Annotated in this window: 12 protein-coding genes; 7 read left to right on the plus strand and 5 right to left on the minus strand. The window is 61.5% G+C overall.

The genetic code is table 11. From position 1 onward, the window contains the following. The first annotated feature begins 13 nt into the window (after window positions 1-13). The 4 genes from pgl (at window position 14) to P0111_16665 (ending at window position 5,301) form a co-directional block, all read left to right on the plus strand. Window positions 14-766: a 6-phosphogluconolactonase gene (pgl, locus tag P0111_16650; protein MDF0645662.1), complete on the plus strand. Its 753-nt coding sequence runs from the start codon at window positions 14-16 to the stop codon at window positions 764-766. 26 nt (window positions 767-792) lie between these two features. Continuing rightward, window positions 793-1,854 carry a glucokinase gene (gene glk / locus P0111_16655; GenBank protein MDF0645663.1) on the plus strand — a complete coding sequence of 354 codons (1,062 nt, stop codon included), beginning with the start codon at window positions 793-795 and terminating at the stop codon, window positions 1,852-1,854. Continuing rightward, window positions 1,851-2,549 (plus strand): ribose-5-phosphate isomerase RpiA, encoded by a 699-nt coding sequence (rpiA, locus tag P0111_16660; protein MDF0645664.1) that lies wholly within the window; start codon window positions 1,851-1,853, stop codon window positions 2,547-2,549. Before glk ends, rpiA begins: the two co-directional genes overlap by 4 nt. A 142-nt stretch (window positions 2,550-2,691) precedes the next feature. After that, entirely contained in the window at window positions 2,692-5,301 is a 2,610-nt protein-coding gene (locus P0111_16665; GenBank protein MDF0645665.1) for a M1 family metallopeptidase, read from the plus strand. A gap of 159 nt (window positions 5,302-5,460) precedes the next feature. Here P0111_16665 and P0111_16670 read toward each other — a convergent pair whose 3' ends face one another. After that, window positions 5,461-8,124 (minus strand): ABC transporter permease, encoded by a 2,664-nt coding sequence (locus P0111_16670; GenBank protein MDF0645666.1) that lies wholly within the window; start codon window positions 8,122-8,124, stop codon window positions 5,461-5,463. Between the two features lie 89 nt (window positions 8,125-8,213). Then, window positions 8,214-8,891: an ABC transporter ATP-binding protein gene (locus tag P0111_16675; protein ID MDF0645667.1), complete on the minus strand. Its 678-nt coding sequence runs from the start codon at window positions 8,889-8,891 to the stop codon at window positions 8,214-8,216. A 50-nt stretch (window positions 8,892-8,941) separates the two neighbouring features. Between P0111_16675 and P0111_16680 the strand changes: the two genes are divergently transcribed. Beyond that, entirely contained in the window at window positions 8,942-9,598 is a 657-nt protein-coding gene (locus tag P0111_16680) for an arylesterase (protein MDF0645668.1), read from the plus strand. 96 nt (window positions 9,599-9,694) lie between these two features. On the opposite strand, the gene P0111_16685 is transcribed toward P0111_16680, so the two are convergent. The 3 genes from P0111_16685 to P0111_16695 form a co-directional block, all read right to left on the minus strand. Continuing rightward, window positions 9,695-9,883 carry a hypothetical protein gene (locus P0111_16685; protein MDF0645669.1) on the minus strand — a complete coding sequence of 63 codons (189 nt, stop codon included), beginning with the start codon at window positions 9,881-9,883 and terminating at the stop codon, window positions 9,695-9,697. A gap of 99 nt (window positions 9,884-9,982) precedes the next feature. Next, entirely contained in the window at window positions 9,983-10,888 is a 906-nt protein-coding gene (locus tag P0111_16690; GenBank protein ID MDF0645670.1) for a hypothetical protein, read from the minus strand. A gap of 114 nt (window positions 10,889-11,002) precedes the next feature. Further along, complete coding sequence (locus P0111_16695) at window positions 11,003-12,019, minus strand: ChaN family lipoprotein (GenBank protein ID MDF0645671.1); 1,017 nt, start codon at window positions 12,017-12,019, stop codon at window positions 11,003-11,005. Window positions 12,020-12,153: 134 nt separating this feature from the next. Here P0111_16695 and P0111_16700 point away from each other — a divergent pair, with 134 nt between their 5' ends. Together P0111_16700 and P0111_16705 are read left to right on the plus strand one after the other, a co-directional pair. Continuing rightward, complete coding sequence (locus P0111_16700) at window positions 12,154-13,470, plus strand: hypothetical protein (protein ID MDF0645672.1); 1,317 nt, start codon at window positions 12,154-12,156, stop codon at window positions 13,468-13,470. A 158-nt stretch (window positions 13,471-13,628) separates the two neighbouring features. Then, window positions 13,629-14,570, plus strand: a complete 942-nt coding sequence (locus tag P0111_16705; GenBank protein MDF0645673.1) for a MoxR family ATPase — start codon at window positions 13,629-13,631, stop codon at window positions 14,568-14,570. Window positions 14,571-14,692: the final 122 nt, after the last annotated feature.

The following is a 14,692-nucleotide window of genomic DNA, read 5'->3' on the forward strand; positions in this document are numbered from 1 at the left end:
GAATGCCGCGACTATGCCATCCGACATACGCATCAGCCGAGAAGCCCGGTGGGCGGACGACACGGCAGAGTTCCTGTGTGACCACGGCCGACAAGCCATCCGGCTCCGCAGCCGCTTTCTCCTCACGCTCTCAGGCGGATCGACGCCTCAGCGTCTCTATGAGATGTTGACCCGATCGACCGAGGCGCAGCAGATGGACTGGCACCGCACCGTCTTTTTGTTCGGTGACGAACGCTGCGTGGGCCCCAGCGATCCAGACAGCAATTATGGAATGGCTCGCACCTCGCTCTTTGCCCCGTTAGGCATCGCCCCGGGACAGGTGCATAGAATGACGGGCGAGAATCCGGATCCTCGCTCGGCCGCCGACGACTATGAACGTGTGCTCCGTACCGTCACGGGCTGCGCCGTGCCGGAAATCCCACGCCTTGATGTCGTTCTTCTCGGGTTGGGGGAAGACGGCCATACGGCCTCGCTGTTTCCGGGCACCGCTGCGCTGCATGAGCCCCATCGGCTTGTGGCTGTCGGCCGATCTCCAAAGGGTGTTCCTTCGCGACTTACCCTGACCCTGGGTGTGATCAACCGGGCGAATGTGATACTGTTTCTAGTCACCGGCTCATCGAAGGCCGGGATCGTTCGCCGGATCTTGGAACCGCAGAACGCCGCCGATCGCACACTGCCGGCTGCTCTGGTGACACCGGATCAGGGGCATCTGGTCTGGATGCTGGACCAAGCGGCCGCATCCGAATTGACAAGCCGTATAAGCTGAACAAACCCGTTTGACGAGAGGCCGTCATGATCCTTGCTGGAGATATCGGAGGAACCAAGACACATCTGGCTCTCTTCGACTGGAAGGACGAACGAACCGAACCCATCCGCACTGAATCCTTCCCGAGCAAGGAATACGCATCGCTGGAAGAGATTCTGGAAGAATTCCTCATCCCCCGCACCCCTACAACGACACCTCACGAAATCGAGGCTCCCTCAGCCGCCTCTGGTGAGCAACCCGTGCCGCCTCTTCCTGAACCGGCGCGCATCGCCGCCGCCTGCTTCGGGGTCGCCGGACCCGTGATTCAAAACCACAGCAGCACGACCAATCTCCCCTGGGTCTTGGACGGAGAAGCACTGGCCAAGCGTTTCGACATTCCCGTCGTCCGGCTGCTGAACGACCTGGAGGCAACCGCCCATGGGATTCTGCTTCTTCGCCCGGAGGAGCTCCACACCCTCAATACCGGAATCCCTCCCACCCATCGTCAAGCGATTGCGCTGATCGCGGCAGGGACTGGCTTGGGAGAATCCATTCTCTTCTGGGACGGCACCCGGTACCGGCCCATGCCCTCGGAGGGAGGCCACGCCGATTTCGCGCCCAATAACGACAACGAAATCGAATTGTTGCGGCACGTGCGAAGTCACTACCTCCACGTGAGTTACGAGCGCGTGGTGTCCGGCCCGGGTATCCATATGATCTATGAGTATCTCCGTGATACCAAAAGAAATGAACCGACTTGGCTGGCTGAGAAGATCGCGGCCGGCGATCCCGCCGCGGAAATCGCCGCCGCCGGCTTGAAGGGACAGGCGGAGATCGCCAAGCAGACCCTGGACATGTTTGCATCGATATTCGGCGCCGAAGCGGGAAACCTCGCGTTGAAAGCCATGACGCTCAACGGCGTCTATGTCGGAGGAGGCATCGCGCCCAAACTCCTGCCGAAGCTTACGGACGGCACCTTCATGCGCGCCTTTACGAACAAAGGCCGCTACAAACGTCTGATGAGTGCGATTCCGGTCTACATCGTACTGAACGACCGGACCGGTCTCATCGGTGCCGCCGCCACCGCGGCGCGGTTGGCCCAATCATGAGCGGCACCGATCTCGGTTCGTTGAAGCGCTCCGCCGCCTTGAAGGCGTTGGACTATGTGAAGGACGGCATGGTCGTGGGTCTGGGCACGGGATCCACCGCCAAAGAATTCGTCATCGCATTGGGTGCGAAAGCTGCATCGGGCGTGAAACTGCGCGCGGTGCCGACTTCCCGTGAGACGGCCGCGCTTGCCGACCGGTCGGGCATTACCTTACTGGACGAGAACGACCATTGGCCCATCGACGTCGCCGTCGACGGCGCAGACCAGGTCGATCCCTCGTTCAACCTGATCAAGGGAGGGGGAGGGGCTCTGTTGAAGGAAAAGATCGTCGCGGCCTCGGCGAAGCAGTTTATCGTTCTGGTCGATTACACCAAGCGAGTGCCGGTCTTGGGAAAGAGCGCTCCGCTGCCCGTCGAAATCGTTCCGTTCGGCTGGCACAATACCGCGCGCGCGATTGAAGCGCTCACACGCAGCCGCGTCACCGTGCGGGAACAAGCCGGATCGCCTTTTCGAACCGAATCCGGGAATCTGATCGTGGATGTCCACATGGCCCGCATCGACGATCCGCGCGAACTTGAAGCGGCCCTTCACCACATCCCGGGAATCGTCGACACCGGCCTGTTCGTCGGCCGCACGGATGTCTTGATCGTCGGCACCCCCGAGGGCGTCGAAACGTACAATGCCACAAGGCCGTGATCTCGTCGGTCGACGAGATCTGCTCCGTATCATCAGCCGGACGGGTTCCGTTCTGTTCACTGCTGCGCTCACGTCGGACCTACGGCCGTCGTCCGTACGAGCCGCCGGGCCGGGCAGGACGGCACCGCCAAAGGAGAACTCCATGAACCTTCAGACGCCGACCCGCGGCGCTGACCCCTATCGACTGCCGCGCCACGTGGTACCCCTCAAGTACGACTTGCGCCTCGAGCCGGATTTGATCGCAGCCTCGTTTCACGGTCAAGAAACCGTCACGCTGTCGGTCCTGGAACCCACGACCTCGATGCTCTTGAATGCCGCCGACCTCCTCATCGAGGGCGCGCAATTGGAAGGGCCGCGGGGCGAACGGTTGGACGGTATGATTGAGTTGGAAGAACCCTTGGAGCGCTGTCGGTTGACGTTTCCCGTAGGGATCACCCCTGGGCAATGGCGGCTACATGTGTCGTTTCGTGGCACACTCAACGACAAACTTCGAGGCTTCTATCGCAGCACCTATACGGACGCCTCGGGCAGGACCAGGACTCTGGCGGCCACCCAATTCGAGGCGACCGATGCCAGACGGGGGTTCCCCTGTTGGGATGAACCGGACTTCAAAGCGGTCTTCTCCGTTACGTTGGTCGTCGACCCCGCGATGGCCGCCGTGTCGAACGGCCGAGTCGAGGCTGAAACCCTGGATCGGGGCAAGAAGGTGGTTCGATTCGCCGACACGATCAACATGTCGACGTATCTGGTCGCGTTCGTGGTCGGACACATCGAGTCTACCGCCCCGACGTTCGTCGGGAGGACCCCCATTCGCGTCTGGTGCGTGCCGGGCAAACAGCATCTCGCCTCGTTCGGCCAGGACATCGCCACCGCCTCGCTCAAGTTCTTCGAGGAGTATTACGGCATTCCCTATCCGGGGGGCAAATTGGACCTGCTCGCCATTCCGGACTTTGCGTCGGGAGCCATGGAAAATCTCGGCGCCATCACCTTTCGTGAGACCGCATTGCTCGTCGATCAACGCCACGGGACGCACGGGGAGCTGGAGCGCGTCGCCGACGTGGTCGCCCACGAGAACGCCCATATGTGGTTCGGCGATCTCGTGACCATGGCCTGGTGGAATGGTCTCTGGCTCAACGAAGCCTTCGCCACATTTATGGAAATGTTGGCCGTCGACGCGTGGAAGCCGAACTGGAAGCGCTGGGAGACGTTCTGTATTTCCAGGGCCGCCGCCCTGTCCGTCGACGGCCTACTCAGCACCAGACCCGTCGAATATCCCGTTCACGCGCCCAAGGACGCGGATGCGATGTTCGACGTCCTAACGTATGAAAAGGGTGCCTCGGTCCTCCGGATGCTCGAACAACATATCGGCCCCGACGTGTTTCGCACCGGTGTGCGCGACTACCTCCGACGACACGCATACGGCAACGCGGACACCAACGACTTGTGGGTTGCCCTGGGGAATGCGGCGAAACACCCGGTGCCGGCGATGATGAACGGTTGGATTTTTCAGCCCGGATATCCCCTGGTCACCGCCGAACTCAGCGGCGAGACGACGTTGACGCTCAAACAGGAACGGTTTACCTACCTGTCGCCCGACTCCCGCTCCTCATCGTCTGTCTCACCGAGTTGGCACGTGCCGATCCAGCTTCGCGTGCGGTCGGAGGGCAAGAGCGAAACCATGAGACTCCTCATCACCGAACAGGACACGCATCTGACGATGGCGACGGCGCCGGAATCCGTGCTCGTCAACGAAGGCGGCCACGGCTTCTACCGGGTACGGTACGGTCCCGTGCTGCGCGGCAAACTCCTTGCGGCCGGCGTGGCTCGCCTGGCCGCGACCGAACGCTTCAATCTCATAAACGACTCATGGGCCACCACGGTCGCCGGCCTCACCTCGCTGGTTGACTATCTTGACCTGACGGCGGGATTTTCCGAGGATCGCGACAAGAACGTGTGGGCCATCCTCCTCGATTCATTCGCCTTCCTCAACCGACTCATTGAGCCGGAGCAGCGCCCGGCCCTCCAAGCGTTCGTCCGACGACGGGTGCACCCCGCATTCTCAGCCGTCGGATGGACGGCGGAGCCGGGCGAAGACGACCTGATCCGGCAACTGCGCAGCGAATTGGCCGCGGGGATGGGCCGTCTCGGCAACGACCCGGTGACCCAGACGCGTGCCGCGGAGTTGTACGAGACGACCAAGCAGGATCCGGCCGCCGTCGATCCCAATCTCCTCCCGGCGCTGGTCTCCATCCTGGCGTTTACCGGCGACGAAGCACGATACGCGGAGTTTGCAGAACGGTTCCGGACGGCCAAGACCCCCCAGGAAGAACGACGCTACCTCTTCTCCTTGACCGCCTTCCGCCAGCCTGAATTGCTGGAGAAGACACTGGAACACACGCTCGACGGACACATTCGACTCCAGGATGCCCCTGCGATCGTCAGCGCCGTCATGGGAAACGTCTACGGCAAGCATCTCGGATGGGACTTCGTGAAGACCCACTGGGACCGGATGGACCGTGAGTTTCCCAAGCAAGGCCTTCGCCGCATGTGCGGAGGCATCACCGCGCTCGCAACCCCGGCGCTCGAGGCCGACGTCAGGGCTTTCTTTTCCTCGCGAAAGATCGATCTGGGGGGAAAGACCTTGGAGCAATACTTGGAACAGCTGCGCATCGCCGTGCGTTTCCGCGAACGACACGCCTCGACGCTTCACGAGTATCTGCTTGCCCACACCGACAGGGAAGACATCCCATGATCAAGTCCATCCCGCTCACGACGTCTCCCTCCACGGATCTTGCCCGCGCTCGAGACTTCGGAAGAGCCTGGATCGAATACGACCCGGAGAAGGCACGTTCGCGGCCACGACCATGGCTGAACGCCTGCCCCCGAGCGACGACGGGCTGTTTCAGCAGCCTTACTCGTGTCGCAAGATGGAAAGCGGCCGCTCTCCCAACATGCGAAAGGTGCTGAGAAACCCGACGCTCAAGGTCAGCGTCATGGTGAGCAGCACGCCCAGGAGCAACACGCCCAAATGCAGGCTCCAGGATAACTCGAAGACATAGGTCAGGATCAGCCACGACAAGGCGCTCGATAGCCAGACCGCGACGGCCCCGCCGACCAATCCGAGCAGAAGGTATTCGACGGCGAACGTCCCGGCCAACAAGGCTCTCGTCGCTCCCAGTGCCTTCAGAATCACCGCTTCATAGAGTCGTCGATATCTGGTCGTCGCCAATGCCGCCGCCATCACCAGCGCGCCTGAGACGAGGCAAAACAACGCCACAGCTCGGATCGCCAGCGACAGTCGGTCCAATACACGCCCGAAATTGTCCAGCACATCGCCGACATGAATGGCGCTCATGTTGGGGAAGGCCGCCACGACCGCTTGCTGCAGCGGAATTTCCTGTGCCGCCGCCACATGTATCGTGCCGACATACGTCAGCGGAGCCCCATCCAACGACCCCGGCGACAAAATCATGTAGAAATTCGTCGAAAAGGTCCCCCAGTCCACCTTTCGAATACTGGAGATTTCGGCGGCGACGGTGGTGCCTTGAATATCGAATTCCACCGTCGAACCGATATCCAATCCCATCGCCTTGGCGGCCTCTTCCTCGATCGACACCAACGGTTTGGAGAAGGTTTGCCCCGCTGTCCACCATCGTCCTCGAACGATCTCATTGCCCTTCGGTAGTCGTTCCAGGTAGGTCAGCGCATACTCGCGCGAGACATACCATTGTCTTCGCCGCTCTTCCTTGGTTTCGTCGCGCTCCTCGTCCTGCCCCTGCGCCTCGTCGACCGTGACCGCCTCTCCGCCGACGCGATGAAGCCGAGATCGAACCAGCGGAGTCAGATCCGGCTTCGAGCCGCCTGTCTGCTTTTCCACAAGCCGTACGAATCCCTCCGTCTGGTCCGGCTGTATGTCGATAAAAAAGAAGGTCGGGGCATCGTTCGGTCTGGCCTCGCCCACTTCCCGAACCAGCGCCTTCTCGATGAGCGACACGGTGACGATAATCGTAACGCCCAGACCGATCGCAATCAGAATGCCCGTACTATCGCCGCCCGGGCGCGTGACGTTTCCCACGGCATAGCGCAGACAGACCGAGCCGGGCCTGGGCAGACGCGTCAGCCAGTAGAGCAGGCCCTTCGCCGCCAGAAACAACAACGCTACGGCCAGTGCCAAGCCGCCGATGAACAAGAGGCCGACGTTCCAGCTTCCGGCCTGCCAGATCGCAAGACCTCCCAAGCCGGCTCCCAACGTCGAGGCCGTGAATACCTTGAGCCGCTCTCTCATGATCCAACGGACAACGCCGGTCGCCCGTACGGACCGCCCGCCATCTGCGTTCGTCTCCACGTCCTGCCGCAGAATGACGGCCGGCTTGATTTCTCTGATGGTCAGCAGCGGCCATGCGGCAAAGAGGACCGTCGCCAGCAGACCCAGAAGCCCTCCCTTGACCAAGGGGACGATGGACGCAGCAGACAGTCCGGTCGATACCCCAAGTTGCTGCAGCACTTCGGAAGCCACCGCATTACTCAACAAAGGAGGAAGCACGACCTGCAGCGCGTAACCGGCCGCCATCCCGACGAGGCTGCCGAGCAGTCCCAAGCCCAGGGCCTGCAGGAGGTAGATCCTCACGACAGCGGCGGAATCGGCTCCGAGGGACTTCAGAATCGCGATGGTCTTGAGCTTCTCGCGAATGAACGCTCGGATGGACATCGCAACCCCTACACCGCCGATGAACAACGCGGTCAGACCGATGAGGCCGAGATACCGCGACAGCTGCGCAAGAAACTGCTTCAGCTGCGGTTGGGCTTCCCGATAGCTGGTCACGCGTACGGACTCGGACTTGAGGCGCACTCGCAGCTCAGCGCGGAGCGGCTCCAACTCGATGCCCTCGGGCACTTTCAGCAAGTGACGTTCGCGCACACGGCTTCCCCGCTTGATCAGGTCCGCCCTCTCCAACCCCTGCCGAGAAATGATGACCCGCGGGCCGAGGCTGAACGCGTTCGCCATACGATCCGGTTCAAGACGCACGATGCCGGTGATCAGGAATACGGCCTGTCCGATCTTCAACCGCTCACCGACGGCGAGCCCCATGCGGAGCAGCAACGTCTCCTGAACCACCGCGCCCACACAGGCCGACTGCCCGCAGGTCTCCCGGTCCGGATGGAGCAACCGGTCCAACGGTTGAGCGGGCTCCAGTTTCAACGTGCCGTAGAACGGATAGGCCGCCTCAACGGCCTTCAGTTCGACGATCTGAGTCGTCTGTGATGTCGCCCCGGCCGCGGGCGACTCACGCACGGCCATGGCCACCAATTCGCTCACGCGCGTAGACGCGATCCGTCGTTCCGCCAAGTCGGCCAGCAGTCGCTCGCCGCTGTCAGTGAGCCGATGGGACGAACGGATTTCGATGTCGCCTCCGAGAAGTCCCCTGGCCTCCTTGGTGACCGCGCGATTCACGTGATCGGCGAAGAGGCCCACGGCGACCAAGGCTCCGACTCCGACCGCGATGCAGACAAAAAAATAGGCAAAATGCCGCCAGGCGCCTCGGGTTTCTCTCCAGGCCATTCGGAGTTCAAACATCGGAGCTCACCCGTTTCCCTTTACTGAGCGCCATTTCGCGTTCCGACGATTGTGCGTCGGTGAACCGGACCATGAAGTCGACCGCGCTGTCATGGGGTCTTGATTTCGTCGGATTCCACGCGTCCATCGCGCAAGGTGATGACGCGTTGCATCAATGACGCGATCGAGGGATCATGCGTGACCAGGACCAAGGTGGTCCCGTGGTCTCGTTGGAGCGCGAGGAGCAGATCCATGACGTGTTGTCCCGTTGTTGAATCCAAGTTCCCGGTCGGTTCGTCGGCTAACAGGGCAGCCGGCCGACAGGCATACGCCCTGGCGACGGCCACCCGTTGCTGTTCGCCTCCCGACAGCTGCACAGGATAATGATGGAGTCGATCGCCCAGACCTACTGCGGACAATAACTCGGCCGCACGCTCTCCGGCCGCCGACGCACCGGCAAGCTCCAACGGCACCAGCACATTTTCCAAGGCCGTCAGGGTGGGAATCAGGTGAAAGGATTGAAAAATGTAGCCGATCTGCGCACGTCGATACTTCGCGAGATCTCCCTCTCTCATCCGGGTGATATCCAGGCCGTTGAGCCGAATGGTTCCCGAGGTGGGCCGGTCCAACCCCGCAATGAGCCCCAGCAGTGTGGACTTTCCGCTCCCTGATGGCCCGACGATGGCCACCATCTGCTTGCTCGGAATGTCCAGCGTCACATCGTGAAGAATATTGACCGGTCTTCCTCCCGCCGTCAGCCGCATAGACACACGGACGATGTCGATCATAAGCCGGTTCTCCAAAGTCTGTCGTCCGATGTTATTATACTGAAGTTCTTATGGTCCCTCTGCACATCGCAACCGCCACCGGCTGTATCGTCATCGCTGTCGCGTCGCTCGCCGGTGCGGCAGCCGCTCCGACCCTCGCCGAAGCGCCGATCGATGCTCGCCCCAGGCTCGTGGCATTCGGAAACAGCTTGACGGCCGGATCGGGGGTGGCAGCGGAGGATGCCTATCCCGCTCAACTCCAGCACCGGTTGGATGAAGCCGGATTTCGCTACCGTGTGATCAATGCCGGAGTCAGTGGAGAAACGACTGCGGGCGGCCTGCGGCGCGTGCGTTGGATCCTCAACAGCAAGCCGACTCTGGTTATTCTTGAATTGGGCGCCAACGACGGGCTGCGCGGGCTGAGTCTCGCCGAAACCAGACACAATCTTGAGCTGATCATTGAGCAGTTGCAGCAGGCCTCGGTTACGGTCGTGCTGGCCGGTATGAAACTTCCGCCCAACTACGGGCAAGACTATACACGAGGGTTCGAAGAGATCTATCCGGCGCTGGCGCGCCGCTATCACCTCACGCTGATCCCCTTCTTTCTGGACGGGATTGCGGGCGAGACCGATCTCAATCAGGCGGATGGCATCCATCCCACGGCCGAGGGTTACCGCATCATCGTGGGAAACATGATCGAACCGCTGAAACCGCTTCTGAAGAAATAGCACAAGGAGGAGAAAGACGTCGGTGGGGACGGCAGTACGGACACCGGCCGGAGGCCTCCGAGCCGGATGTCCGCTTCGCTGTCGTCAAGACACTCGTCAGTTCTTTTTCAAGAACGTATCGTAAACCCCGTAGGCAAGGACGATCCCGATCAGCACGTAATACATACCGGTGATCCCGGAATAGTCCGGCGGTCCTTCACCCGCCGGCGCATTGGCCAGCACCGGGGCCGCTGCAGCCAGGATCACGAACGTCGTCCAACCCACTTGCGTCATCAGATTTCTCATAATACCGTCCTCCTCAGATTCGAGAAGTGAAAAGACGCCGCATTCTACTGAATTTGGACGCTGGGACGCAAGGGGACAGGGGCGAGGGGTAGGGACGCGTCAGGAGGCTTGGGAACCGGATCGCTGACCGGTCTTCAAGGCCGTCGCGACCTCCCGAAAGGAGGCGGCAAGCTTGTCGAGTTGAGCCCCCTTCGCCAACAACTCACCGGAAATCGACTTAATCTGGCTGTCGTAGCCGGCGACCTCCGAGGCAAGGTCGGTAATCTTGGCAAACATGTCCTGATACCGGGTGATTTCCTCCTGCAACTGCTGGCTCGCCTGCTGCGCGGCCTGGACCTCGGCCATTGAGGTCTGCAATTGCTGAGTCAAGCGCCCGACGTAGGCCTCTCTGTCGCGCCGCTCCAACTCCATCGTCGATTGACGGTCTTCACTCTCCCGCCGTCGTTCATCAAGACCTCGAATGGTCTGAATCCAAGTTCCGACCTCGCCAGAAGCCCGACTTGAATCGGGGAGAGCCTGTCCCTCTCCTATCGCCGTCATCGCCGACTGAAGCCATTCGATAAACGCCATGACCTCACTGAGCTTCAGATCCGGTCCGCCGTGGGAGGCCGCGGCCGGCGCTCCGCCGCCGTTTGCCTCCGATGCGGCGGCGACGGGGGAGGCCGACGGCTGCTTCGACCTTTTGCTCTGAGACTTCGGCTGAACCCAGCGGTGATACTCCAGCAACACGGCGATACAATGCCGGCACATCGGTTCCTCCGGCAAGGAGCAACTACACCGCGACACGAGGTGCCCGTCCTTCAGCTTGATCGTCTGCTCGTAGAGGCCCGAATTGCCGATCACGGCGGAGGAGATCTGGGAATCGTCGGCCTCGACGATCCGAACGCGGTTCTCGGAAAGGTACTGATTGCCGATGTGGAAGGCATTACGGTCGACGACGCCTTGGATCATCGGAGGATCCAAGAGGCTCAGACGTTCGGCGGAACAGGGAATCTTGTTTCGCATAAGGTCAGTATCCGCTGCGGCAGCCGTGGCCCTGCCGCCCGGGCTTAGTGTGAAACGGCTCGGGTAAAGCTGTCAAGCATTCGGCGCTTCCTCACGTTTGGCTGCCGGATTCTACTACCGGCAACGGCGAGGGGGCCCCTGTGGGCTGACGGCCGTGAGCCACACATAGTCCGCGATCTTGTCGCTGAGCATCTCACGGATCTCTTCGGTGCGGCCATGATCGAACGACGTCATATAGAGGCTCACCTGCCGAACCTCCCACTCCAGCCGCCGCGCAACCCTCTTGGGAACGGGCAGGTTGTATTGCACATGGCCGCCTCCGGTGTAGCTCACCACCGGACCGGCCGCACGATCACTTCCCTCCCGTAGACGCCGGACCTGTATCGCGAGGGTCTTGGCCATCCCTTCGTCTCGCACCATGGATGCCTCGTACATCGCCTGATACATGACGTCCTGCCCGCCGTCATGACAGGCCTTCAATTGATGGAGGATGCGGGCGCGGTACGCCGGGTCCTCGACGAAGCTCTCGTCCTGCAGGCCCCACTGCTCCATCTCAGCGCTCCGTCGAACCTCCTCGAGTCCCTGTTTGGCCACATTCCTCACCACCATCTTCGGAGGATTCATCGCGATCAGCGCAAGATGCTGCTCCTTGGCAAGCCGGACCAACGGCTCATAATCTTCGAACGGACCGCCCCAATTTTGCTTCCATCGGACCGCCGTAAGGAACTCCTCACGGCCGAGATTCTCAGGACCAAGATACTGATCGAGTGCGCCCTGACCGTCCCAGCCGAACATTTCCATGGCAAGGACGGGCCGGCGCCCATCGGTGATCAAACTGTCGATGACCATGCGGGCCGCGTCGATATGGAACCGGTTGTGATGTTCCTCTCCGAGATAAATGACCTCCTGTTCGCGCAGCATCGGCCCCAGCTGTTCCAATGACAGAGTCCGGCCGGTGACCGTCTCGATGATCTGGCCCATCTGAAAGGCGGGCGCCGGTTCGCCCGACAGAGCCGACTCGTGCCGTTCGACGCCGGCACAGGCCGTCGTCCAGGACAAGAGCACAAACCCGATCGCGGTCCGCCACCAACCGCCGGACGGAAGGATCGACATTGCCAGTATGGCTCTCATGACTTTCACCCCTAACATAGGTTCCCGTCGACGGCAACTGCCGACCTTGACCCTCCATTGCGAGGATCGCTATGCTGCCGAATGCCCTGTGAAGCGCGTCTCATCCCTGGACCCCGCGAAACACCCCGATCGTCATGAATCCCCAAGCCCAGGCATTGGCAGACTTTCGCTCACAGGTGACCAGACTCTTGCAGGAGCGCGACCTTGAATGGGAGATCTCCCGCAAATTGGTCGGGGCCGGTCGGCTGCCGGAGACACTCCGGCGTTTGACCGAAGAGATCCGTCGCGTGGACCTTCCGCCTTCCATTTGCGAGGCGATCCTGACCGCGTTGAGTTTCGGTCACGTCGAACGGATCCAGGATCTCCCTGGTCCCAGGTTGAAGGAACTGACCGGACTGCCTCCTACCAAGGCGGTGAGGGCGCTTTGCGTCTGGTTCGATCTGGCCGGTAGTTCCGAGTTCCGCGCGACCGCCTCCTCCTTGCCCGCGACAGTCCTGGAGGCCGCGCTCCTAGACGAAGCCAGCCCATTCGCCGCCCTCCTTGCCGCCGATGCCCCCTCTCTGCTGGACCTCGGTGCCGGCGATCTCTCGTTCGCAGGCGAATTGGCGGATGGTTACGCCGCGGCGGTGCGAGCGGAAGGCAAGACGTTGGTACTTCATGCTGTCGATCGACTTCATGCTCAATCCAAGCTCGGTGGCCCTCTGCACCCGGATCGAACGACGCTGGATCGGCTGCGGTCCCGCCCGGACCTTTCCTTTCAATTCTTTTCCGGTCAGGACATGTTTGCACTGGAGCGTCTGGACCGATCCGGTAAGCTCGTCCCCTGCTATACCCTCGTCACCTGCTGGGCGCCGGCGACGCCGGCGTTCGCCTACGAACCCACGCGTCTTGACCAGGGCGTCATTGCCGGAGAGTTGCAACGGACCAAGGGACTCTATCATCAGACGGACTACGGCGGAGAACCGGCGCTTGAGGTACGCCACGGCGAGAGGTCCTTGCTTTTTCCGCCGTGGAAGTTCGACATCCGCGGCCCGTTGGCATTGCTCGATCTCCTCTCTCGGCGGGGGCAGATCTGCATCCTTGGCGCCGTGGATGATCAGGTGTTCTGGGAACTCCTGTCCCAGGTGCTCGAGGGGCCGCAGTATCGACCGCCGAATCGCCCCTTCACGCCAGACACGATCAAGACGGTCTTCGCGGACATCTACCCGCGCCTCTCGCAGCTTGCCCTTGGCGCATCGTTGAGTTTGGCCGATTGTGCGCCGTTGCGTCGCCAGATCCCCCGCGTACTGCCCGTTCACTCTCCTCACGCCGCCCACTATGCCTTCCAGTCGATCCGGGTTCGACGCGGCGCCTTGTTCAGTGGGATGCCGGCCAGCAGCACCGCCCGCAAATTCCCCGACATGATAGAAGAATCCCCTCCTTGGATGCTGACGCTCATTCCCGCGCGCTGACCGCGGAGCCTCCACAGATCCTCCTCGTCACCGCCGCACCCTGTCCGTTGCACTGCGCAAATCAGCGGTTAAATTGACCGTCTCCACCCCCTTTGTTAGACTCCAGCGGTGTCACGGCCGTGTCAATTCCAGGTTCTTCACCGCACCCCATCCTCGACATGAATTCATCCCGGACCATTCAAGCTATTCAGGACAATATTGCCCGCGTCATCAAGGGGAAGGCACAGGCCATCGAGATGGCGGTGGTCTGTCTGCTGGCGCGCGGCCATCTGCTGCTGGAGGACGTCCCCGGTGTCGGGAAAACGACCCTGGCGCACAGCCTGGCCCGATCGCTGGCTTGCTCGTTCAAGCGGATCCAGTTCACCAGTGATCTGCTGCCCTCCGACATCGTCGGAGTCTCGATCTTCAACCGCCAAAAACAGGGCTTCGAATTCATGCCCGGCCCCATTTTCTCAAATATCGTCCTCGCGGATGAAATCAATCGTACGACCCCGAAAACCCAAAGCAGCCTGTTGGAGGCGATGAGCGAAGCGCAAATCTCCGTCGACAACCAGACCCATCCCCTCCAGCAGCCGTTTATGGTCATCGCCACGCAGAATCCCGCCGAGTACCACGGCACCTTCCCGCTTCCGGAATCCCAGCTCGACCGATTCCTCATGCGTCTCCGTCTCGGGTATCCGTCGCCGGAAGAAGAGCGCAAGGTGCTGGACAGGCCTCAAGCCCTGCATCCGGCGGAAGTACTCGATCCCGTCCTCTCGGTGGAGGAGGTACTGGCCCTGCAACGGCGCGTCGATCAGATCCATATGGATGACACGCTGACCGATTATCTGTTGGCCATCGTGCAGGCGACGCGTCACAGTGAGCTCCTCTCCCTGGGTGTCAGCACGAGAGGAGCGCTGGCTCTCAGCAAGACCGCGAAAGCCCTGGCCTGTGTGCGAGGCAGAGACTATTGCCTGCCGGACGACATCAAGGAATTGTCCCCCATCGTGTTGTCGCATCGAGTCATGCTCAATCGCGCCCACGGAATGCGCACGCACGGCTTCGATCAGGCCGAGCGCATCATTCTCGATATCGTGGACACGGTTCCCGTGCCCGTCTGAACACAAATGGACGCTCGCCCTGATTCCACGGCATAGCGCTTCGCCGCCGCTCGGCGTCCATCGCCCCGGCCGTCTCGCGACAACTGCCAGACTCCGGCCTCTCTACGGTGATCGCATCAGGG

Source organism: Nitrospira sp. (assembly GCA_029194535.1).
Taxonomy (GTDB): Bacteria; Nitrospirota; Nitrospiria; order Nitrospirales; family Nitrospiraceae; genus Nitrospira_C.